At 34.4% G+C, this 23,035-nt stretch carries 23 protein-coding genes; 15 read left to right on the top strand and 8 right to left on the bottom strand.

All coding sequences use genetic code 11. The features are described from left to right. Nucleotides 1–71: 71 nt before the first annotated feature. Together ACSVH9_RS13630 and ACSVH9_RS13625 are read left to right on the top strand one after the other, a co-directional pair. Nucleotides 72–665 (top strand): TetR/AcrR family transcriptional regulator, encoded by a 594-nt coding sequence (locus ACSVH9_RS13630; protein WP_438064188.1) that lies wholly within the window; start codon nucleotides 72–74, stop codon nucleotides 663–665. A gap of 50 nt (nucleotides 666–715) precedes the next feature. Next, nucleotides 716–1,549 carry an alpha/beta hydrolase gene (locus ACSVH9_RS13625; protein ID WP_438064187.1) on the top strand — a complete coding sequence of 278 codons (834 nt, stop codon included), beginning with the start codon at nucleotides 716–718 and terminating at the stop codon, nucleotides 1,547–1,549. Nucleotides 1,550–1,638: 89 nt separating this feature from the next. Here ACSVH9_RS13625 and ACSVH9_RS13620 read toward each other — a convergent pair whose 3' ends face one another. Continuing rightward, nucleotides 1,639–2,229: a chalcone isomerase family protein gene (locus ACSVH9_RS13620; RefSeq protein ID WP_438064186.1), complete on the bottom strand. Its 591-nt coding sequence runs from the start codon at nucleotides 2,227–2,229 to the stop codon at nucleotides 1,639–1,641. Nucleotides 2,230–2,713: 484 nt separating this feature from the next. Here ACSVH9_RS13620 and ACSVH9_RS13615 point away from each other — a divergent pair, with 484 nt between their 5' ends. The 9 genes from ACSVH9_RS13615 to ACSVH9_RS13575 all read left to right on the top strand — a co-directional run bounded on the left by ACSVH9_RS13615 (nucleotide 2,714) and on the right by ACSVH9_RS13575 (nucleotide 11,194). Continuing rightward, nucleotides 2,714–3,853: an acyl-CoA dehydrogenase family protein gene (locus ACSVH9_RS13615; RefSeq protein ID WP_159687255.1), complete on the top strand. Its 1,140-nt coding sequence runs from the start codon at nucleotides 2,714–2,716 to the stop codon at nucleotides 3,851–3,853. Between the two features lie 187 nt (nucleotides 3,854–4,040). Beyond that, nucleotides 4,041–5,006 (top strand): sensor histidine kinase, encoded by a 966-nt coding sequence (locus ACSVH9_RS13610; RefSeq protein ID WP_438064185.1) that lies wholly within the window; start codon nucleotides 4,041–4,043, stop codon nucleotides 5,004–5,006. 28 nt (nucleotides 5,007–5,034) lie between these two features. Further along, nucleotides 5,035–5,802 carry a LytR/AlgR family response regulator transcription factor gene (locus ACSVH9_RS13605; protein ID WP_438064184.1) on the top strand — a complete coding sequence of 256 codons (768 nt, stop codon included), beginning with the start codon at nucleotides 5,035–5,037 and terminating at the stop codon, nucleotides 5,800–5,802. A 190-nt stretch (nucleotides 5,803–5,992) separates the two neighbouring features. Continuing rightward, the gene (locus ACSVH9_RS13600) at nucleotides 5,993–6,379 is read left to right on the top strand and encodes a hypothetical protein (RefSeq protein WP_438064183.1); all 387 of its coding nucleotides are present in this window, start codon (nucleotides 5,993–5,995) and stop codon (nucleotides 6,377–6,379) included. A 5-nt stretch (nucleotides 6,380–6,384) separates the two neighbouring features. Beyond that, nucleotides 6,385–7,671, top strand: coding sequence for a TolC family protein (locus ACSVH9_RS13595; RefSeq protein ID WP_438064182.1), 1,287 nt, complete (start codon nucleotides 6,385–6,387; stop codon nucleotides 7,669–7,671). A gap of 1 nt (nucleotide 7,672) precedes the next feature. Continuing rightward, nucleotides 7,673–8,815: an efflux RND transporter periplasmic adaptor subunit gene (locus ACSVH9_RS13590; protein WP_438064181.1), complete on the top strand. Its 1,143-nt coding sequence runs from the start codon at nucleotides 7,673–7,675 to the stop codon at nucleotides 8,813–8,815. 4 nt (nucleotides 8,816–8,819) lie between these two features. Continuing rightward, nucleotides 8,820–10,055, top strand: a complete 1,236-nt coding sequence (locus ACSVH9_RS13585; protein ID WP_438064180.1) for an ABC transporter permease — start codon at nucleotides 8,820–8,822, stop codon at nucleotides 10,053–10,055. Nucleotides 10,056–10,057: 2 nt separating this feature from the next. After that, complete coding sequence (locus ACSVH9_RS13580; RefSeq protein WP_438064179.1) at nucleotides 10,058–10,741, top strand: ABC transporter ATP-binding protein; 684 nt, start codon at nucleotides 10,058–10,060, stop codon at nucleotides 10,739–10,741. A 258-nt stretch (nucleotides 10,742–10,999) separates the two neighbouring features. After that, complete coding sequence (locus ACSVH9_RS13575; RefSeq protein ID WP_438064178.1) at nucleotides 11,000–11,194, top strand: hypothetical protein; 195 nt, start codon at nucleotides 11,000–11,002, stop codon at nucleotides 11,192–11,194. Between the two features lie 94 nt (nucleotides 11,195–11,288). Here the strand turns inward: ACSVH9_RS13575 and ACSVH9_RS13570 are convergent, their stop codons facing one another. Next, a complete protein-coding gene (locus ACSVH9_RS13570; RefSeq protein WP_438064177.1) occupies nucleotides 11,289–11,855 on the bottom strand; it encodes an N-acetyltransferase family protein in 567 nt (188 codons plus the stop codon). A gap of 112 nt (nucleotides 11,856–11,967) precedes the next feature. Between ACSVH9_RS13570 and ACSVH9_RS13565 the strand changes: the two genes are divergently transcribed. Genes ACSVH9_RS13565 through ACSVH9_RS13555 form a run of 3 tightly spaced genes read left to right on the top strand, consistent with a single transcriptional unit; the run spans nucleotide 11,968 to nucleotide 14,380 of the window. Then, nucleotides 11,968–12,645 (top strand): SDR family NAD(P)-dependent oxidoreductase, encoded by a 678-nt coding sequence (locus ACSVH9_RS13565; RefSeq protein WP_438064176.1) that lies wholly within the window; start codon nucleotides 11,968–11,970, stop codon nucleotides 12,643–12,645. 29 nt (nucleotides 12,646–12,674) lie between these two features. After that, nucleotides 12,675–13,274 (top strand): SprT-like domain-containing protein, encoded by a 600-nt coding sequence (locus tag ACSVH9_RS13560; protein WP_438064175.1) that lies wholly within the window; start codon nucleotides 12,675–12,677, stop codon nucleotides 13,272–13,274. A gap of 47 nt (nucleotides 13,275–13,321) precedes the next feature. Continuing rightward, the gene (locus ACSVH9_RS13555; protein ID WP_438064174.1) at nucleotides 13,322–14,380 is read left to right on the top strand and encodes a mannose-1-phosphate guanylyltransferase; all 1,059 of its coding nucleotides are present in this window, start codon (nucleotides 13,322–13,324) and stop codon (nucleotides 14,378–14,380) included. Nucleotides 14,381–14,416: 36 nt separating this feature from the next. On the opposite strand, the gene ACSVH9_RS13550 is transcribed toward ACSVH9_RS13555, so the two are convergent. From ACSVH9_RS13550 to gcvP, 6 genes are all read right to left on the bottom strand, one after another. Further along, nucleotides 14,417–15,178: an ABC transporter ATP-binding protein gene (locus ACSVH9_RS13550; RefSeq protein ID WP_438064173.1), complete on the bottom strand. Its 762-nt coding sequence runs from the start codon at nucleotides 15,176–15,178 to the stop codon at nucleotides 14,417–14,419. Continuing rightward, nucleotides 15,175–15,924 carry an MlaE family ABC transporter permease gene (locus tag ACSVH9_RS13545; protein ID WP_438064172.1) on the bottom strand — a complete coding sequence of 250 codons (750 nt, stop codon included), beginning with the start codon at nucleotides 15,922–15,924 and terminating at the stop codon, nucleotides 15,175–15,177. Before ACSVH9_RS13545 ends, ACSVH9_RS13550 begins: the two co-directional genes overlap by 4 nt. 47 nt (nucleotides 15,925–15,971) lie before the next feature. Beyond that, entirely contained in the window at nucleotides 15,972–16,820 is an 849-nt protein-coding gene (locus ACSVH9_RS13540; protein WP_438064171.1) for a glycosyltransferase, read from the bottom strand. A gap of 94 nt (nucleotides 16,821–16,914) precedes the next feature. After that, complete coding sequence (locus tag ACSVH9_RS13535; protein WP_438064170.1) at nucleotides 16,915–17,436, bottom strand: methyltransferase; 522 nt, start codon at nucleotides 17,434–17,436, stop codon at nucleotides 16,915–16,917. Between the two features lie 300 nt (nucleotides 17,437–17,736). After that, nucleotides 17,737–18,795 (bottom strand): 3-oxoacyl-ACP synthase III family protein, encoded by a 1,059-nt coding sequence (locus ACSVH9_RS13530; RefSeq protein WP_438064169.1) that lies wholly within the window; start codon nucleotides 18,793–18,795, stop codon nucleotides 17,737–17,739. A 271-nt stretch (nucleotides 18,796–19,066) separates the two neighbouring features. Continuing rightward, nucleotides 19,067–21,916: an aminomethyl-transferring glycine dehydrogenase gene (gene gcvP, locus ACSVH9_RS13525; protein ID WP_438064168.1), complete on the bottom strand. Its 2,850-nt coding sequence runs from the start codon at nucleotides 21,914–21,916 to the stop codon at nucleotides 19,067–19,069. Between the two features lie 236 nt (nucleotides 21,917–22,152). Between gcvP and ACSVH9_RS13520 the strand changes: the two genes are divergently transcribed. Continuing rightward, nucleotides 22,153–22,956 carry a hypothetical protein gene (locus ACSVH9_RS13520; protein WP_438064167.1) on the top strand — a complete coding sequence of 268 codons (804 nt, stop codon included), beginning with the start codon at nucleotides 22,153–22,155 and terminating at the stop codon, nucleotides 22,954–22,956. Nucleotides 22,957–23,035: the final 79 nt, after the last annotated feature.

Here is a 23,035-nt window from a genome sequence, read left to right as displayed (position 1 = left end):
CTTTTTTCAGTATATGAAAAAAAAAATTTCACATTTTTTGAAATATTTGATACCAATCGGTATCTTTGCGTATGAAGTCGTCAGAAATTACAAAAAGCAAGGTGCTGCAAGAAGCAATTACTCTTTTTAATACAAAAGGGTATCGGGCTACTTCGTTGAGTGACATTACCAATGCGACTGGATTGACAAAAGGCGCCATTTATCGCCATTTTGAAAATAAAGAGCAATTAGAAATCGAAGCATTTCAAAAGATGATGCATTCGATTTTTGAGACTTTGCAAAAAAGAATCAAAGCTGAAAAGAACACAAGAGATAAGTTGTTTTGTGTTTTAGAGCTTTTTCAAGACTACATTAACAATCCTTTTTTTAGTGGTGGCTGTCCTTTGTTGAATGTGGCAATAGAAGTTGATGATACATCAATGGCTTTAAAAGACAAGGCTTTACAAACTTTGACCGTTTTTAGAAGCGCTATTGAGACGATTGTAATTAATGGTAAAACACATAAAGAAGTGAATGCAATTGTAAATGAAAAATTAGTTGCTATCGTTATGATTTCTTCGCTTGAAGGCGGTATTATGATGAGCAAATTGCAAGATTCAAATAGTGATATCGAGGCGGTTGTTAAGCATCTTAAAAATTGGATTGTTGCTGATGTATTATTATAAAAAAATTTACCCAAAACGATACCGATTGGTATCAAAAAATCAAAAATAAGATGAAATTAAAGAAGGTGATTCAAAAAAACATAGGATTTTACTTTAATATTTTAGCCTATGTTCACCCAAAAATGCTACAGCGAAAAGGTTTCGCACTTTTTTGTAACCCCTTTGCTCACAAAGTCAAGCCACACCAAATGCAATTTTTGCAAAAAGGTATTTCTGAGGTAATTGAGTACGAAAATTATAAAATTCAAACCTATAAATGGGGGAATGGTTCTAAAAAAATACTATTAGTTCACGGTTGGGCAAGTCATTCCTTTAGATGGAAAAAATATGTAGAGCAGTTGTTGCAAAATGACTTCACCGTTTATGCGCTAGATGCTCCTGCCCACGGATTGTCTACTGGTAAAATGATTCACGTTGTTTTGTACGCTAAAGTCATCGATTTGTTTCTACAAAGGAAGCCAGATGTTACCGCCATTGTGAGTCACTCCATTGGAGGATTTGCTACAACCTATTATTTAGACCATTATAAGTCACACAATATCGAAAAAGTAATTATAATGGGTGCTCCAGGTGAAGCCTCTGATTTTTTTGACTTTTACAAGAAAACGTTGGGTTTGAGTTCAAAAGCTTTAGAGATAATAATCAAGGAGTTTGAGCTACAATTGGGGCAATTGCCAAGCTATTTCTCTACTGCAAAATTTGCGGAGCATCTTACTATTTCAGCTTTAATCATTCACGATAGAGGAGATGTAGCAACCCATCATCATTATTCTATTCGATTAAACAAACATTGGAAAAACAGCCAACTGGTCTTAACCGAAGGATTGGGACACGATTTGAAAAGTAAGGAAGTTATTCAGATGGTAGTTAATTTTGTTAGCTAATGTACCTAAATAAAAAGTGCCGTTCCTGAAAAAAAATCAGTAACGGCATATCCTTTTTTGGGGGCAAAAAAGGCGGGTTTATGATGCTTTTATTTTACTTTTCCTAAGAGTGCATCTTTTAGTTCTGCATCTACAGGATTGTTTGACAACCAAATTCCGAAAAAGGCTTTTTTGAAATCAAAACCAGGAATCTTTCCTTCTAATTGGTTGTTTTTGTAAACTAAAATTGATTTTTCAGTAGAAGAATAAATCAAATTGAAAGCGTCATTTTCGACGGTAGCTTCTCGATTCAATAGTTTTTCTAATAAATCAAGTTGCGTTTTAAACTTTGGTAAATTTTCTTCACCAATTGATTTTACAATTCCTTTATGTAAAGATTTTGATAGCTTTTGTGAACTCACTAACGAAGAGGTGATTTGCAAACGAATTCCCATATTGGTATCGCTGTCTAAAATGTCTTTGGCATCTTCAGACAAAACAGTTAAGTATAATGCTTGTACGTAAACTTCTGTCCAAAATTTTGTTCGAGTTCCAAATCCGTTTAATTGTAATTTTTGATTTTCAAAATCGATGGTTCTTGGAACAGTTACACCATTGAGGGAAAATTTTTCTTGTGAGAATACGTTTGAAAATGAAAGGGTTAAAAATAAAACTACTGTTAATGTAATTGATTTTCTCATAAATTATTCTTAATTAAAAAATAGAGTGCAAATTTATATCAAAGGCAAGGTTTTTCAATACTGTTTTTTTGTGTTGAAAAAAGTATTGTGTATTCTTTAATAATTTTAAGTTCAATTTATTGTAACTACAATTCTTTGATTTAAAACAAAATGGATTTATTGGGTTTTGTGTTAAATGATTGTTATTTAAAGAATGAAAAAAATGGCTTTTTTTTCAATTATAGCTGTTTTTTTTCTAGAATTTTATTTTTTCCTCTTCTCTAAACGTCTAGTAACGAATGATTTTCTGTTTTTTTTGATACTTTTATTTGTTCAAATCAAAGTTGAAAAATCAAAATTGGAAGTAATTTTTTAGTGTTTTACAGAAATAATTGTCAAATGTTTTAGACAAAAGCTAAATTCACGAAATCGTTTGAATTTTTGATATTTAAATTCTACTTTTGGATTCAAAATTTCAATACTTACTAAACAAACTAAATACAATATGGATTTTAATCTTACTGAAGAGCATTTAATGATTCAGCAGGCGGCAAGAGATTTTGCTCAAACGGAATTGCTACCTGGAGTAATAGAAAGAGACGAACATTCTAAGTTCCCAACTGAGCAAGTAAAAAAAATGGCAGAACTAGGATTTTTGGGAATGATGGTAGACCCAAAATATGGTGGCGCTGGATTGGATAGCATTTCTTATGTTTTGGCGATGACTGAGATAGCAAAAGTAGATGCCTCTGCAGCAGTAATTATGTCTGTAAACAATTCATTAGTTTGTGCAGGATTAGAAAAGTATTGCAGCGAAGAGCAAAAAATGAAGTATTTGGTTCCTCTTGCAAAAGGAGACGTTATTGGTGCTTTTTGTTTGTCAGAGCCAGAAGCAGGTTCGGATGCTACTTCTCAAAAGACGACCGCAATTGATATGGGAGACCATTACTTATTAAATGGTACTAAAAACTGGATTACTAACGGAGGAACAGCTTCTACCTATTTAGTAATCGCTCAAACCGATATCGAAAAAGGACACAAAGGAATCAATGCTTTTATCGTAGAAAAAGGTTGGGCTGGATTTGAAATCGGTCCAAAAGAAAAGAAAATGGGAATTCGCGGAAGTGATACTCACTCCTTATTATTTACGGATGTAAAAGTTCCTAAAGAAAACAGAATTGGAGCTGATGGTTTCGGATTTGCTTTTGCTATGAACGTGTTGAACGGTGGTAGAATCGGAATTGCTTCTCAAGCCTTAGGAATTGCAACTGGAGCTTATGAGTTGGCTTTGAAATATTCACAAGAGCGTAAAGCATTTGGAAAAGAAATTTTCAAACACCAAGCCATTGCTTTTAAATTGGCCGATATGTACGTGAAAATTACAGCGGCTAAATTATTGATTATGAAAGCAGCTTGCGAAAAAGATGCTGGACAAGATATTGCACATTCTGGAGCTATGGCTAAATTATATGCTTCTGAAATTGCTCTTGAAGTAGCGAACGAAGCCGTTCAAATTCACGGTGGAAACGGATATGTGGCAGAATACCACGTAGAGCGTATGATGCGTGATTCTAAAATTACTCAAATTTATGAAGGAACATCCGAAATTCAACGTATTGTGATTTCGAGAGGTTTGGTTTCGTAAGCAAAGCATAAAATAGTTTTAAACCATTAAAGAGCTAAGACGGTAAGTTTCTATTTACCTAATCTTACTTCTTTAATGGTTTTTTCGTTTTTCAAATCAACTATATATTTGTCCTATTTAGCTTTTGATTCGTCCATCTTGAAATGGGTTTTGTATAACTATGAGGGGATTGTTTTACATTTGTCATATGGAAAAAAGACTCTATCGCACCGCTTTTATTTCTTCACCAATTATTGCTCTTATTGGTGCTACACCAATCTATATTGTAGAGAGAGTTCAAAATTCTAAAATTCTGCTTGCTTGGTCGATACTTACGATGACCATTTTTGCTTTTTGGGTAATCAATATTTTAATTATTCAAAAAATTAATACATATCAAAGCAATAAAAGATATCTTTTGAGTTATATGCTTGTGCTGCTGTTACAATCAATTGTTATTTTTTCCCTCTCTCATTTAAGGCCCTTACAGGTATATCCATTAATGCCTTTTTTTGCAGCCATAGGAATCAATACAATAATTATTATTTTATGTAATACAATACTTCTGCAGTTTAAAAATGAAAGTGCAGAGATAGAAATTCAGCAATTGAAAATTTCAAATCTTGAAGCCCAAAAACAAATGTTGTTGCAGCAATTGCAACCTCACTTTTTGTTTAATGCATTAAGTACATTGAAGTCTTTGATAAAAGAAAACCCAGTAATGGCAGAGAATTACACCTTACAATTGTCAGAGTTTTTGCGTTATTCTAGCCAAGCAAAAGACCGAGAAATTGTTACCTTAAAGGATGAGTTGCAGTTCACTCAAGATTATATCAATTTGCAGTCCGTAAGATTTGGCACTGCGTTTTCTTGTGAAATCGATATTCCATTTGATGTAGTAGAAAAGAAAGTTCCCGTTTATGCCCTACAATCATTAGTAGAAAATGCCATTAAACACAATTCTTTTAATGAGAAAAAGCCACTTATAATAAAGATAACTATCATAGATTCTTTTGTTGTAGTTATTAATAATAAAAGGACTAAAGTGCTACAGCAACCCTCTGGTACTGGCCTTCAAAATTTGATGTTGCGTTATAAAATAGTGGCTGAAAAAAGTATCAAAATTAATGATGGTGAAGATGAATTCACCGTAGAAATTCCATTACTAGAATAGTTTTGTTGGTTTAATACAAAGTAGTAATATGAAAGTAATCCTAATCGAAGACGAAAAATTAACGGCAAAAGATTTAGCAAATTCCTTGATGAGAATTGACGCTGATATCCAAATCATAGCCCAGTTGGCAAGTGTTGAGGAAGCCTTAGATTATTTTGCATTGCATAAGGAAGACGATGCTGATGTTATTTTTTCCGATATTGAGTTAGGTGATGGTTTGAGTTTTGAAATTTTTGAGAGAATTGAAAATAAAATACCAATTGTATTTTGTACAGCATATAATCAATATGCACTTGAGGCTTTTAATACGCTAGGTATTGATTATATTTTGAAACCTTTTAATACAAATGCTTTAGAAAATGCTTTAAATAAATTGAAGTTGCTAAAAGGTAGCGCTTTGATTGAAAACGATACGCTTTCTTCGTTACTGAAATTGCTAAAGCAACCTGAGCTACCACAGCGAAAGTCGATTTTGGCAAATGTTGGCGAAAAAATTATTCCTATAAAGAGCGAAGAAATTGCGTTATTCTTTATTGAAAACGAAATTGTTTATGCGGTTTGTTTTAATGGTAAAAAAATAGTGCTTTCTCAAAATATGGATACTTTAGAAAAAATGTTTATAGATATTTTTTTTAGAGCCAATAGGCAATATCTAATAAATAGGAATGCTGTCAAGGCTGCTTCACACTATTTTAATCGAAAATTATTAGTGCATTTGACGGTTCCGTTTGAAAATCAAATTATAATAGGCAAACTCAAAACGGGAGCATTTACTTCGTGGCTTGCCAGTACTTAATCAAAATATATCTTTTAAAAAAAGGAACTTTTACAGTTCCTTTTTTTTTGCGTTTACTTGAAAAACCTCTTTTGTCCATTTTAACCTAAGGTTTGTCCATTTAGCAATTTTTCTTCCATCCTCCTGTTGATTTTCAAAGCATCTTTGATTTGTAAATGAACATTAATTGTCTAAAAAACAAAAGAAAGAAATGGAAAGAATAAAGAAAGCAAAGATGGTACTGTTGGTCTGTTTTGTATCAACAATTGGCTGGACGCAATCTCAAATCGATTTAATTGGCAATTGGCAGAACGAAGAAAGATCAGATATGGTCACTGAGTTTTATCTCGCTAAGGACGGCTTGGTATATGGGAAGAGAAAAGAGTCGAAAAAAGATCTGAAAAATGAGGAACACATTTTTATCAAAAAACTAAAGTATAGTTCGGATACCAAAACCTTTATGGGGACTATGACGCCACCCGATAAAGATATTCTGCTCAATGTTGTGATTAGTTTTGAAAATAAAGATAGAATCAAGATGGTGGCAAGGAAGCTTTTGATGTCCAAAACAATCTATTTTAAACGAATTAAGCAATAAGCACTATGAGAAGTAATGTATTGAACAGATTATTAATCTTGTTTTTCAGTTGCTCATCTGCATTGGCTCAGACTGATTTTTCTTCCCTAGACGCTTTACTAGCACACGTACAATCAAAAAGTATTACCCTTCAATCAGGCGAAGTGAAAATGACAAAGGCCAAAAAAGCAAAGCTAGCAGCGATGATTGGTGTTCTTGATCCTTCAGGATCGCAATCATTCTCGTATACTAATAACACCAGAATTCCTGTTCAAATCATACAAGGACAAACAGTAGAAACGGGAGTGCCATATGTTACAAATTCGACCCGAAACGGAGAATTGAAATTGTTAAACTTGGCGGGCTGGGAAAAGCTAAAGCTTGCAAAGATTAACATTCAATTAACCGAATCTGATAATAAATTGACATTAAAATCTTTGTCTGAAAATATTGCGGTTACCTATTACAATATCGTTAACCTGCAAGAGCAAATTCTATCAACAGATGAAAATTTGAAAGGAGCAGAAATTGTTTTGAAAAGCGCTACTGAAAAGTACCAGCAAGGAATGGTAAAACAACAAGATGTCAATGATGCTAAAGCCAGTTACTTGAGCGTTAAGGAAAGTATGGTACAACTAAAACTTTTGTTAGAAACAAATTATCTATCACTCAAGATTTTAGCAGACATTCCTGAAGAAGAAAAGATTGTCATTAAGCAAAGTATCACTGCTACTTTTTTGAATGATATGCCAGAGATTAAATGGAATGAATTAAACATTCAGAACAGTATGCTTAAAGAAAAAGAGGCATTATCGAATTTTAAACAGACTTCAAAAGTTAATCTACCTACACTTAATTTCTTTTTTTCTAATTCCAATCAGCAATTTAATACACAATCAACTCTTTTTGATAAGAATGTAGATTGGATTAGGAGCTCCTATGTTGGTCTTAAATTGAGTTTTAACATTCCAACAGCCGAAAGTATTTCAAAGAAATACAATGCAAAATTTGACTTTGAATTAGCTCAAAAAAATACCGAACAAACCAAGATAAAGGCAGAAATTGAATTTAAGCAGCTTGGTATTGATTATAATAAAGCATTATCTCAAGCAAAAGCTAACAGAGAAATTTACGAGTTACGTAAAGATACCTATTATAAAAATCAAAAACTCTACAGCGAGGGTTTAATAGGTATTGATCAAACCATTAACAGCTATAATGCTATGGTTAATGATAATTATAGTATGATATCAGCTAAGGTAGATGTTATGCTGGCATTGTCAAAAATAGACATTAACAATAAAATACAATAATATGAAAACAGGTCTTATTAAATGTGTAATTCTGTCTCTATTTGTCCTAATTTCTTGTGGGAAAAAGACAGAAGAAACAACACCAATCCGTAAAGACGTCACTGAAACGGTTTTTGCATCGGGCGTTTTAGAAGCGAACAATACATATAGTTTAACCGCACAAACAGATGGTTATCTATCAAAAATAAATTTTGAAGAAGGTGATTTAATCATAACTGGAGAAGTACTTGCTGAAGTAGATAACAAAGAAAACAACTTTAATACAGAAAGTGCAGAAGGCTTGTATCAAATTGCTCAGAGTAATACTAGCAGCAATGCACCTTCATTAATGCAGGCTAAAAACAATATTACAATTACTAAATCAAAGCTTGATCAAGACCAAGTGCAATGGCAGAGGTACCAAAAGTTATGGAAAGAGAATAGTGTTGCTTTAATTGATTTTGAAAATGCCACATTACAGCTTAAAACTTCAAAAGCCAATTACGAAAGTGCCTTAGAAAATTACAAATTGATTCAACAGCAAGCCGATCAGCAGGTTATAACAAATAAAGCCCAAAAGGAGGTAAGTGAGTTAATGCTTACTCATAACCAGATAAAAGCACTGGCAAATGGTAAAGTTTACAAAAAGTATAAAGAGATAGGTGATTATGTCAAACGTGGCGATGTAATAGCATTGATTGGTGAGGCCAAAACAATTTATGCAAAAGTAAATATTGATGAAGCTAACATTGATAAAGTCAAATTGGGACAAGCAGCATTAATTAAATTAAATACCAATAAAAGTAAAATATACAACGGCGTTGTTGTAGAAATCTACCCCTCTTTTGATGAAGCCACACAGTCATTTATTTGCAAAATAAATTTTACTGAGGAATTAGATTTTAAAATTATCAACACACAATTACAGGCCAATATTATCATTGCCAAAACAAAAGCAGCTTTGCTAATTCCAAGAAATTATATTGATTTTGGAGGGTTTGTTCAAATAAAGGGACAAAATCAAAAAGTAAAAGTGGTTACGAAGTTTGTGAGTAATGAGTGGGTGCAAATTCTCAAAGGAATTGACCAGAATACGGTTTTGATAACCGATAATATTGCAGAAAACAAAATGAATACTTCTGAAGTAGGATCTCAAATGAAATAAGGATATGAGAACAAGTGTTAATGTTCAAATTGCCGTCACTCACGTAGTAACGCGCAAAAAACAAACAATGGTAGCAGCTCTAGGAGTCGCAATTGGAGTTGGGATCTATTTCTTTATGAATTCGCTTTCATCTGGATTTACAGATTTTTCAAGAGATGAAATTTTTAAAAATAGTGCTCATATTAAAATTTATAAAGACGACGAAATTAGCACTCCCATTAGTAAACCTTTAGAAAGTGATAAAATACACGTTATTATAAATCCTCAAATCACGACGCTTTCAACAAAAATAATTAACCCAGAGGCTTTGCTAAATAAAGTAAAAGAACAGCCTTTTGTTACTACTGCAATGGCACAAGTAAGTTTTGATGCAGTCTATAATAGGGGTAAGGCTCAAATGCGAGGAACAGGAAATGGGGTAAATATTTTGGAGCAAGATAAGATGTTTAATCTCCACAAATATATTGTAGCAGGTAGAATGGAGTCACTACAAGGAAATTTAAACGGTATAATCATAGGAAGCGGAATTGCAGAGAAATTAAATTTGAATGTTGGAGATAATATCACCGTTTCGTCTTCTTATAATGTGACGAAAGTTATGAAAATTGTAGCAATTTTTACCACAGGAAATAGGATGAACGATAATCAAAAATCATATGTTACTATCAATGCTGCCCAACAATTTATTAAAGAAGGGCCTTCTTATGTAAGCACATTATTTGTAAATACTCCTGATCCTGATAATTCTGAAAACTATAGAGACCAATTACAAAAACTCACACCCTACAAGGTCGAAGATTGGAAAACTACAAATGCAGATGTACTTAGTGGAGATAAAACAAGATCCACTATGATGGGGGCTATCTCCTTATCTATTTTGTTGGTGGCTGCTTTTGGTATTTATAATATTCTAAGTTCTACAATTGCTCAAAAAATAAATGACATCGCCATTCTCAAGGCAACTGGTTTTTCAGGTAATGACGTCATCAAAATATTTGTGCTTGAATCGTTGATTATGGGATTTGTGGGGACTATTGTAGGATTGCTTTTTGGAAGTGTATTAATCGCAATTATGTCTCAAATCTATATGGGAGGACCTGTAGGGTATTTCCCTATTGCTTTTGAATTTCAATTATTTGCAACCAGTTTGGTTTTAGGAATTTTTATAACATTTTGTGCAGGTTATTTCCCCGCTTTAAAAGCCTCAAAGGTTGATCCTGTAGAAATTTTAAGACGATAATTATGGAAAGAAAAGATATAATTTTAAGTGCCAAAAACATCAATAAATACTTTTTAGATCCTATACGATTTAAGGCGTTGGATGAAGTAAGTTTTGAAGCTTACAAAGGAGAATTTTTGACTTTAGTAGGCAAAAGTGGTTCAGGAAAGTCTACTTTGTTGTATTGCCTGAGTACTATGGATACCAACTATGAAGGAGAAATTCAAATTAACAATCAAATAGTAACTGGCAAAAGCATCAATGATTTAGCAGCTGTAAGAAATGCAAATATTGGTTTTGTTTTTCAATTTCATTATTTATTGCCGGAATTCAGTTGTTTAAAAAACGTGATGCTTCCTGCCTTAAAGTTGGGAAGGTATTCTTATGAGGAAGTTGAAGTAAGGGCTATGCAAAAATTAAAAATACTTGGCATACAGGAACAAGCTCTAAAACCTGCTTCAAAATTAAGTGGCGGTCAACAACAAAGAGTAGCTATTGCAAGAGCTTTGATTAATGATCCTGCAATAATTATGGGTGATGAGCCAACAGGTAATTTAGACACTAAGAACACACAAATTGTTTTTGATATTTTTAAAGAAATTTCAAGTGAATTTGGGCAAACCATTATTGCTGTAACGCACGATAATGATTTTGCCAAAGCAAGTGACAGAATTATTGAATTGGCTGATGGATGTATTGTTTCGTAATAGGTGTGATTATGGAGAACATTAAAACCTGTTGTAATTTTTCAAAGTTTATCGGTCATTTATGGATTGTTACCTTTGTCCTTATAATAGCTATTTTATGCAATTGGATTCAAGATAGCCTTATAGAAATTTGGAAGTACTATTAAAAATCAATAGCTAGTTGTTCAAGCAAATGTTTTTTTCAAAGCGAGGGTAAGTAGCAACAAAGAAATTGGTAAAGAGTTTTTTTATACATTTACCAAAAAAGGTACTAGTCTTATGTATGAAGAATTAAAATATTGGTATCTGCGTGATCATAAGTTGTTTTGGACCTTAAACGGAAGCCAATTGAAACAATTATGCATAATTACAGGTTTTAAAAAAGCCAAAAAGGGAGAGATTATTTATTTTTCTTCTTCTGAATTGCCTCGTGTTTTTTTGCTCAAAAAAGGAAATGTCAAATTGTTTTTGTAGACGAAGACGGTAATTTAAGCAGCATGCTAATGGAAATCACAACATAGGTTCAATGGTATGTAATCCCAGTGATAATTAAAAAAAGCTAAACTTATTAAGTAGGTTTATTCATATCGTAAGCCAAAACATAATAGCTATTATTGTTAAAATGGAATTCATCGATCACTTCCCAAGCAAGCTTTTCGGTATGTGCCTTATAAGAAGGAATATTCGTTTTGTTGATAAATGTTAAAGACAAAGGATATTTCTCCTTCATTTGAATTCTCATATATTCAAATAGTTCCGTGATAATACCTTGTCCTCTATAGTTTTTGTCAATACAAATCGGCCCATATTGAAAGCTATTAGTAGTGGTCACATCGAAATTTTTAAAAGAGAAACTAGGAAACAGTTGAATCATGTACTCAAAAATAGGCCATTGTGTGAAGAACTCCCAGTCGGCAGCAAAGATAAATCCTATGATGGCGTCTTCATTTTTTGCAATAAAAAGACCATGATGCTGGATTACTGTTTGGATTTGGGCAACGGTCAAAGCAGTGGTTACAAATCCTCCTTGTTTTTCTACTTCAGTTAAGTTTACTACCAAATTGGCTTTGTGAAGGGCTACAATTCCTGGAATATCTTCTTCAGTAGCTTTTTTTATTATGATGTTTGATGGCATGGTTTCGGATAATAGTTTTTAAAAATACAAAATTGAAGCTAAAATTAGCTTTGTATGATAAGCTTTTGCATTTTACAAAGTCAATTTGTTTCGGTTTTGTTATTTTTGCCCTATGAAAAAAATTATTATTACTGGAACTTCTAGAGGTATTGGTTATGAATTGGCGTTGCAATTCGCCAATGCCGGTCATCAAGTGTTGGCTATTTCAAGAAAAACACCTCAATCGCTAATCGAAAATGAAAACATCACTTGTTTGTCAATCGATTTATCTACCGAAGAGGATTTGTATCAAGTAACAGATTTTCTTGATAGCAGCTGGAAAAATGTAGATGCTATTATACACAACGCTGGTGCATTATTGAATAAGCCTTTTGCCACCATCACACAAGCTGATTTTGAAGCCATTTATAGAGTCAATGTTTTTGCAGTAGCAAATCTTACGCGAATCGTGTTGCCTTATTTGCAAAAAGGAAGCCACGTAGTAACTATAAGTTCTATGGGAGGCGTTCAGGGCAGTTTAAAATTTGCTGGTTTAGCGGCTTATAGCTCAAGCAAAGGAGCAGTGATTACTTTGTCAGAATTATTGGCTGAGGAATATAAAGAGCAAGGCATTGCTTTCAACGTATTAGCGCTTGGAGCAGTTCAAACCGAAATGCTAGAAGAAGCTTTTCCTGGGTACCAAGCTCCATTATCGGCTGCTGAAATGGCTCAATATATTTTCGATTTCACGCTTACAGGAAACAAATACTATAACGGAAAAGTGTTGCAAGTCACTACCAGTAATCCTTAGCCCCCTAGTCCCCAAAAGGGGGAATTAATATGAGCGATACCCTTTTAAAATATTTGCCCGAACACGCCGTAAAGCCAGTTTTCGAACTGATTGTTGCGAATCAAGTGCATTTAAAAATCGTTAATGAACGTGTCACTCGCCACGGAGATTATCGGAAGGGAATGAGTGGGAAGCATGAAATCACCGTAAATGCTAGTCTGAATAAATACCGATTTTTGATTACATTAATCCATGAGATTGCTCATTTGGTGGCTTTTGAAAAATTTGGTCGCAACATTAAGCCACATGGAGCCGAATGGAAATATACTTTTCAGCGATTGATGGTTCCTTTTATTAGGCCTGAGATTTTTCCCAATCATTTATTACCATTATTAGCGCGACATTTTAAGAATCCCGCTGCAAGTAGTGATACTGACGCTACTTTGGCCTTGGCTCTAAAACAGTTTGACCAACAAAACGATAAAAGCTATATCTTTGAAATTCCTTATGGAAGTGTTTTTAGAATTCATAACGGGAAAATTTTCAAAAAAGGTGCACTTAGAACAAAGCGTTACGAATGTGTTGAAATTAGTTCGAATCGGATGTATTTGTTTAATCCTAATGCCGAAGTTGAATTATTGCCTCATTAAAACAACTAAATAGCACATAGGAATCGTGCTAAAAGACATAAAATACCATGAATAAAAATTATTATGCCATCTTGATGGCTGGAGGAGTAGGGTCTCGTTTTTGGCCTGTAAGTACCACAGAGTTTCCAAAACAATTTCACGATATGTTGGGAACTGGAGAGACGCTGATTCAAAAGACGTTTAGTCGATTGTCACAGTTAATTCCGAAAGAAAACATACTGATTCTTACTAATGAAGCATACAATGCTATAGTGCTAGAACAGTTGCCTATGGTGAGTCAAGAACAAATTGTTCTAGAACCTGCAATGCGAAATACTGCACCTTGTATTCTTTTTGCTTCGCTAAAAATCAAAAAACTGAATCCTAACGCCGTTGTAGTTGTTGCTCCAAGTGACCATTGGATTGAAGACGAAGTGCAATTTGTAGCCAATTTGCAGCTTTCTTTTGATTTATGCGAAAGAGAAGAAACGCTTATGACTTTGGGGATTTTACCTACTTTTCCAAATACGGGTTATGGCTATATTGAATATGATAAATTGGATAGTAGACCTATTAAAAAAGTAGTGCAGTTTCGCGAAAAGCCAGATTATGCCACGGCTAGAAAGTTTATTCAAAGTCGTAATTTTCTATGGAATGCGGGAATATTTATTTGGAGTATTCCTTCTATTCTAAAAGCTTTTGAAGCTTTTCAACCAGCAATGTTAGCTCATTTTATGCAGGGGTACAGTAGTTATAATACTGCTTCTGAGAATGATTTTATAAAAGAATATTATCCATTGGCAGAAAACATTTCAATAGATTATGCCATCATGGAAAAAGCTAAAAATACTTTTGTTTTATCAGCTACTTTCGATTGGAATGATTTAGGAACTTGGGGGTCATTGTATGATAAATTACCCAAAGACAGACAAGATAACGCAGTGGTCAATGCAACGGTGATTTTAGAAAATGCTTCTAATAATATCATCCGTACCGCTGCTAAAAAACTTGTAGTGATTGATGGATTACATGATTTTATTATTGTAGATAAAGAAGATGTATTGTTGATTTATCCTAAGAGTAAAGAGCAAGACATAAAATTGATTGCTAATAAATTAAAGAAGTAAAAAAAAGGCTTGATTATTGAAAATCAAGCCTTTTTTTTAACCTTTTAAATAAGCCTCTCTTACTTTTTTGAATAAGTTAGAAGAGTAAACAAAGTCCACAATGGCTTCGTTGTCGGTTCTAAAAATTTCTTCTTTGGTACCTTGCCATTCTTTGATTCCGTTTTTCAGGAAGAGGATATTTTCTCCAATTTCCATCACAGAGTTCATATCGTGGGTATTAACAACGGTAGTAATATTATATTCCTCAGTAATTTCTTTAATCAAATTATCAATTACAGTAGAAGTATAAGGGTCTAATCCTGAATTGGGTTCATCACAAAATAAATACTTAGGGTTATTTACTATTGCACGAGCGATAGCGACTCTTTTTTGCATACCACCAGATATTTCTGAAGGTAGTTTTTTATGAGCATCAATCAAGTTAACTCTTTTTAAAACAAAATCTACACGGTCTCTTGTTTCTGAAGGAGTATTGTGTGTAAACATTTGTAAAGGGAAGGCTACGTTCTCAGCAACAGTCATAGAGTCGAATAAAGCACTGCCTTGAAAAACCATTCCGATTTCTGTTCGTAATTCCCTCTTTTCTTCTGGTAATAATTCTGAGTAAATTCTACCATCAAAAGAAATAGTTCCTTTTTCAGGATAATGAATTCCCAAAAGGCTTTTTAATAAAACAGTTTTTCCAGAACCACTTTGACCAATGATTAGGTTGGTCTTTCCAGCTTCAAAAAGACAAGAAACCCCCTTTAAAACTTTACTCTCACCAAAAGATTTTTCTATGTTTTTGATTTCAATCATGAGCCAAGTAATAATTGGGTTAAAATATAGTTAGATGTAATGATGCATACAGATGTCCAAACAAAGGATACCGTACTTGCTTTACCTACTTCAAGAGCTCCACCTTTCATATAGTAGCCGTGAAACGATGGAATTGTGGCCAAAAGCATCGCAAAAATGATAGTTTTGATAAAGGCATAAGTAATGTGAAAAGGAATAAAATCCAATTGTACTCCAGTAATAAAGCTTTCGCTTGAAGTAAACCCGCCATAAACTGCAGCCATCCAACCGCCAAAAACGCCTAAAAACATACTAATACCAATCAAAAAAGGATACATTAGCAAGGCGATTATTTTTGGGAAAACGAGATAGTTCAAAGAGTTAACTCCCATAACTTCTAAGGCATCAATTTGTTCTGTCACACGCATAGTACCAATACTCGATGTAATAAAGGAGCCCATTTTTCCAGCCATAATTACTGAAATAAATGTCGGTGCAAACTCTAATATTACCGATTGTCTTGTAGCAAAACCAATTAAATATGTAGGGATTAACGGATTGGTTAAGTTTAATGCGGTTTGAATGGAAACCACACCACCAACGAAAAACGAGATGAAACAAACGATTCCCAACGAGTTGATGATGAGGTCGTCGATTTCTTTAAAAATAAGATTCTTCATCACAGACCATTTGGTTTGTTTGATAAAGATTTCTTTAATCATCAGAAAGTATTTTCCGATTTGTGAGATGTAGCGAATTAGCATCATAGGTTGTAAAATAGTACCAAAAATAGTAATTAGTTTTCAACTGCTTGTTAAAACAGTTTTTCTTTCATTTTTTTCCAGCGATAGTTTCTAAAAAATTTAGCTTGCTCTGCTGTTACAAATAATTGTTTTCCGGATGATTTTGCTTTCCAAAAACCCATTATGTAATCAATAAATAAAAGGGGTTTCCCTTTTCGCATGGCCAATTTTAATGATGAAATTGCCGTGATGATAAATCCGTAACCCAAGCTGTAAAAAGCTTCTCCTTGTTTGTATCGAGCGGCTTTGTTGTAGCTAGCACCAGTTGGTTTTAGGTGCTTTACATGTAAACTTTCGTCGGTGACTACTTTCCAATTGTAAAACTTGCATAACAATTCGTCAACTGTATCCCAACCCATAGCAGGTTTTAGCCCCCCAATTTGTTGGAAAGTTTCTTTTCTGTAGGCTTTTAGTGCTCCACGAATATGGTCTTTGTCGGTTAAGTTTTCGAGTATCCACTCCCCATTTTTTTCGATGTAGCAAAAACCACCAACCATGCCAATGCGCTCATCGGATTGGAAATGTTTAATAATGGTTTCGAAATAATTGGAAGGAAAGATTAAATCGGCATCAATTTTTACAATCAAATCATAGTTGTCGTCCAAGGTTTCGAATCCTTTTTCAAAAGCTTGAATGACTTTACTACCCGGAAGATGTATGTTTTCTGATGATTTGTTGACCAAACTTATGTATGGATTGTTTTTAGCAAATTCCAATACAACTTCAGCAGTTCTATCTGTTGAATTGTCATTGACTACTACAATTTTTGAAGGCAAAACAGTTTGCGAAATCAGTGATTGCAGTGTCAAACCAATTAAAGCTTCTTCGTTATAAGACGGTATGACAATGTAGTATTTCATAAAAAATAAAATTCCAAAATTTTAAAATTCCAAATTCCAAATGATAGGATGAGTCCAAAATTGGAAATTGGAATTTCATTTTTGTGATTTGTTTTTAGGCTCGTTCAGCGTAAACAATGTAATATCTTGGTGTGAAAAAACGCAATAGCGGACGGAATCCTATTTTTTTTACGGGATGTGTAAATTTTTCTCTTGCGATAATTTTCCATCCTGTTTTTTCTAACAACCAATCCAATTGCCAATCTTCAAATTCGTGGTAATGTCTGTCCCACATATCAGTTTTGCTGCGATAAGCGGGTGAAAACCATAAACGAAGAGGGATTGAAATCAATAATTTGTCGCATTTTACATTTTGTAAAACAGTATAAGGATTCAATAAATGTTCAAATATTTCGAAGGCGGTAAAAACCGTATAGTCTTCAGATTGTAAGGAGTTCTGATTGTTATCTAAATCTTCGCCAGTGGTGTTTTTTACGGTATATCCATTTTCTTCCATAATTTTTGAGAAAGGGTTAGGAACTCCTAAATCAAAAATGGTTTCTTGGGTAGTGATGTGTTTTTGTAAAAATTCTAAAGTATGCTTGAATCGTTTATTGGGAAATGTTTTTTCGTACATAGTTATGGGTGTTGACCTTTTGGAAACAAGGCGCAAATATACAAATTATATGTGTTTTGAAGGCATTGTATAGCCCAGATAAAAGCGAAAAGCCCACAGCTCTGGGGTTTAATTTTTGCTGGTGCATCAAAGCGACTAAAAGAAGCTCTTGAGGCGCCTTGTAAAAATAAACTCCAGGGCGAGGACTTGTAGTGGATAGCTGGATTGGCTCCTTATTCTTTGGATAGTCCTTAGTTTTTAGTGGTTAGCATTTGTTAGGAAAACTTCAGCTAAGGACTTAGGACTAGTTACTAATCACTACTAATAGCGATATACAAAGGCGTTGACATTCATTCCGGCGCCTACTGAGGCAAACATGATGACGTCTCCTTTATGGATTTCGTGATTTTCGATTTGGCCTTTCGTCAATAAGTCGTATAAAGTTGGGACGGTGGCAACACTACTGTTTCCGAGTTCGTTGATGCTCATTGGCATAATGTCTTTAGGAGGAGTTTGTCCATAGAGTTTGTAGAAACGATGGATGATGGCTTCGTCCATTTTTTCATTGGCCTGATGAATCAATATTTTTTTGACTTGGTTGATTTCGATTCCGCTTTTGTCCAAACAACTTTTCATTGCGGCAGGGACTTTGCTTAGGGCAAATTCGTATATTTTTCTGCCATACATTTTGATATAGCGCGTGTTTGGATTCAAATCTTGGTTGTATGATTTTCCGAAAAACAGATAATTGGCTTCGTCTATTGCAAAAGTACCGCTTTCGTAGGACAGCATTCCTGTTTCAGAATCTGAGCCTTCGATAATAGCTGCTCCAGCACCATCGGCATAAATCATAGAATCTCTATCGTGCGCATCTACTACTCTTGATAAGGTTTCGGCTCCAATGACTAAGCAACGTTTTGCCATTCCGGAGGTGATAAAGGCATTGGCTTGTAACACGCCTTCAATCCATCCTGGACAACCAAAAAGAATGTCATAAGCCACACATTTTGGATTCTTGATTTGTAATTTGTTTTTGACTCTAGTGGCTAAGCTTGGAAGGGTGTCTGCCTGAATGGTTCCGTGATTGACATCACCAAAGTTGTGTGCATAGATAATGTAGTCAATGGTTTCGGGGTCTATTTTTGCGTCTTCAATAGCTTTTTCTGAGGCAAAAAAGGCTAAGTCAGAGGAATTCAAGTGGTCCTCCGCATAACGGCGTTGTTCTATGCCTGTAATTCCTTTGAATTTGCTAATCACTACATCATTAGGATACGCAAAGGCTGACCCGTCTTCGTTTAAAAAGACGTGTTTGTCAAAGTCGGTGTTGTGAATTTTTAGGGCTGGAATGTAGCTCCCAATTCCGGTTATTTTTATTTTCATCAGGGTATTTTTGGTATAATCTAAGCTAAATTAAGCATTAATAAATAATTCGAGCAATAAAATTTACTATGCACGCATATAATTATCAAATAACATTTTTTTTGTTGAATTATTGTTTATTTTTTAATGAATTTTGCCTTTTTTCAAAATTTCAATCGATTGAAATTGGAGGTTTCAAGTTTTTTTTGATTTTAGGTACAATTTTATTATTAAAAAGAAAAGCCCGACAAATAAAATGATGTCGGGCTTTATAGTTGTAAAATTGTAATTCTTAACTTTCCATATATGCTTCAATAGGAGCACAGCTACAAACTAGGTTTCTATCTCCGTAAGCGTCATCGGCTCTGCGAACAGTAGGCCAGAATTTATTTTCAGCAATATACTCTAATGGAAAAGCAGCTTGTTCTCTGCTGTATGGGAAATCCCAAGTTTCGGCAGTAAGCATTGCTAAAGTATGAGGTGAATTTTTCAATACATTATTACTGTCCTCGATAGTTGCTGCTTCGATTTCTTTTCGGATGGAAATCATAGCATCACAGAAACGATCCAATTCTTCTAAGTTTTCACTTTCGGTTGGTTCAATCATTAAGGTACCTGCTACTGGGAAAGAAACAGTTGGAGCATGGAAACCATAATCCATTAAACGTTTAGCGATATCAGTTACTTCGATTCCTTTTTGTTTGAAAGGACGGCACTCTAAAATCATTTCGTGTGCTGCACGACCCATTTCACCAGAATATAGCGTGTCATAGTGACCGTTCAATTTTTCTTTGATGTAGTTGGCATTTAAAATAGCGTGCTCAGTAGCTGATTTTAATCCCTCAGCGCCTAACATGGAAATGTATCCATAAGAAATTAGGCAAACTAAAGCAGATCCCCATGGGGCAGCAGAAATAGCAGTAATTGCATTTTCTCCTCCAGTTGGAATTACTGGGTTTGTTGGTAAAAATGGAACCAATTGAGGCGCCACACAAATTGGTCCAACACCTGGTCCACCACCACCGTGAGGAATCGCGAAGGTTTTGTGTAAGTTCAAGTGACAAACATCCGCTCCAATAGTAGCTGGATTGGTTAAGCCAACTTGAGCGTTCATATTTGCTCCGTCCATATATACTTGACCACCGTTATCGTGAATGATTTTGGTGATTTCTTGGATAGCACTTTCGAATACTCCGTGAGTAGATGGATAAGTTACCATCAAACATGAAAGGTTGTCTTTGTGAAGAATCGCTTTTTCACGTAAATCTTCTACGTCAATGTTCCCGTTTTCTAGAGTTTTGGTTACCACTACTTTCATACCTGCCATAGCAGCAGAAGCTGGGTTGGTTCCGTGAGCTGAAGATGGAATCAAAGCAATATTTCTGTGGTGATCTCCACGTGATTGGTGGTAGGCACGAATCACCATCAACCCTGCATATTCTCCTTGTGCTCCAGAGTTAGGTTGCAAAGTAGTACCAGCAAATCCAGTGATTACATTTAATTGTTGTTCTAATTTGCGCAACATTTCTTGGTATCCTTGTGCTTGATCTAGTGGAGCAAAAGGATGTATGTTGTTCCATTGTGGGTTGCTAAGTGGCAACATTTCAGAAGCTGCGTTCAATTTCATTGTACAAGAACCTAAGGAAATCATCGAATGGTTCAACGATAAATCTTTACGTTCAAGCATTTTGATGTAACGCATCATAGCTGATTCAGAATGGTATTTATTGAAAACATCGTGTTGTAAAAACGAAGACGTTCTGTTCAATTCTTCTGGGAAATGATTGGTTACTGTTAATTCAGTAATTTCAGGAGTTTGAGTTCCTTTTGCAGCAGCGAAAATGCTAACAATTCTGGCTACGTCTTCGATGCTAGTAGTTTCGTTGAATGCAATAGAAACTGTTGCTTCGTCGATGTAGAAAAAGTTGATTTGGTTTTGCTCTGCTACTACTTTAATTTTTTGAGAATCTGCTTTTACTACGATAGTGTCGAAGAATGCGCTATTGGTTTGCTCGTAGCCTAATTTAGTCAATTCGTTAGCAGTTGTTGCTGCCACGGCGTGCACTTTATTAGCGATGTAGCGTAAGCCTTTAGGTCCGTGGTAAACGGCATACATACCTGCCATTACAGACAATAATACTTGTGCTGTACAGATATTTGAGGTAGCTTTATCTCGTTTGATGTGCTGTTCACGTGTTTGTAACGCCATACGTAATGCACGGTTTCCATTGGTGTCAACGGTTACTCCAATGATTCTTCCTGGCATAGAACGTTTGTATTCTTCTTTTGTTGCGAAATACGCAGCGTGAGGTCCGCCATATCCTAATGGGATTCCGAAACGTTGTGTAGTACCAATCACTACAGCTGCTCCCATTTCACCTGGAGGAGTCAATTTTGTTAAGCTTAAAATATCAGCTGCCACGGCTACTTTGATTTCGTTTTCTGCAGCTTTTGAAATAAATTGTGAATAGTCATATACTTGACCGAATTTACCTGGATATTGCAACATCGCACCGAAAAACTCTTCTGAAAATTCAAAAGTTTCGTGGTTTCCTATTACCAATTCAATTCCGATTGGCGTAGAACGTGTTTGCAAAACCGATAACGTCTGTGGTAAAATTTCTTCAGAAACGAAGAATTTGTTGGTATTGTTTTTCTTTTGATCGCGAGTTCTTACATCAAAAAGTAAAGCCATAGCTTCAGCGGCTGCTGTACCTTCGTCAAGAAGTGAGGCATTGGCGATTTCCATTCCAGTTAATTCAATAACCATAGTTTGGAAGTTCAAAATCGCTTCTAAACGACCTTGTGCGATTTCGGCTTGGTAAGGAGTGTAAGCCGTGTACCATCCTGGGTTTTCAAAAATATTTCTTTGAATAACAGCAGGAACAATTGCTTGATGATATCCTAAGCCAATATAAGATTGGAAAACTTTATTTTTATTACCTAATTCTTGAATGTGATTCGCAAATTCATATTCTGTCATTGCGGGATCCAATTGCAGTGGTGCTTTTAGACGAATGTCATCTGGAAGGGTTTCATAAACGAGTCGTTCTATAGAATCAACTCCAATGGTTTTCAACATGTGTTGAAGGTCATTCTCTCTTGGACCAATGTGTCTTAAAGCAAAAGCATCTGTTCTCATTTGTACTAAATAGTGTTTTTTTTATATTCTAAAACAAATTGGTCTGTAGTGTAATGTTTTGGATTACTTTTGATTATAAAATCATTGAGACGTTTTTTGAATTAAAATAGTAGGTGTTGTTTTTTTGTGGTGCAAAAATAAGTATTATTAATAATTCAAGACGTATTTTGTTGGGTATTTTTTATTGATTTTTCAACTAAAGCCGTGATTTGTTTACAATTGATTAATTTTGTTTAATGAAGATTTTCAGACATTTATTTCGTTTTTACATCAATGGCAGTATTCACGTGGGCTTGTCTTGTTTGGCTTTGTTTTGTATTACTCAACAACAGTTATTTTTTTCTTCCCCTTTTTCTTTGGCATTATTTGTTTTTTTAGGGACTGTTTTTGCTTACAATTTTGTTAAGTATGAGTCTTTAATTAGGAGCAGAAAAAATACTGTCCGAAAAGAATTAAAAGCAATAGTTGGGTTTAGTGGATTCGTTTTTTTGGGATTGCTTTACTATTGCTTTCAGTTGCGATTCCAGACGCAATTAGGAGGTTTTTTTATTGTAGCACTCACTTTATTGTATGCTTTGCCTTTTTTTCCTAATCGAAGTAATGCCAGGAATTGGAAAGGCATTAAAATTTATATTGTGTCTTTGTGTTGGACTTTGGCTACTGTTTTTTTACCTGTTTTAGAATGGGATTTTACGTTAGATTTTATGGTGTTTGTTTATGGTTTGCAGCGGTTTCTTTTGGTGTTTGTTCTCATCCTAATTTTTGAAATCGTCGATTTAAAAACCGATGATTCCTTATTGCAAACCGTACCACAGCAAATAGGTGTGCAGCGAACTAAGAAACTAGGTTTTGGCTTGTTGGTTCTTTTTTTAGCTTTGGATTTTTGGAATGGGAATTTTAGTTTATTTTCCCTTTTTTTCATCCTAGTTACTGCCTTTTTTTTGGCTTTTGCAAATGAAAAACGTTCAAATTATTATACTTTGTTTTGGGTTGAGGCTATTCCAATTTTTTGGTGGATTTTTTTGATTCTTTATAAGTAAGATTTATTTTAAAAAACCTTTCATTAATTGATTAAATTTGGCTGTTTTTAAAATAAAAAGTGATTAAAATTAAAAAAAA

The organism is Flavobacterium sp. RSSB_23 (assembly GCF_051547145.1).
Taxonomy (GTDB): Bacteria; Bacteroidota; Bacteroidia; order Flavobacteriales; family Flavobacteriaceae; genus Flavobacterium.
The sequence above is the reverse complement of the archived record's forward strand: the minus strand, read 5'-3'. Positions and strand labels throughout refer to the sequence as shown.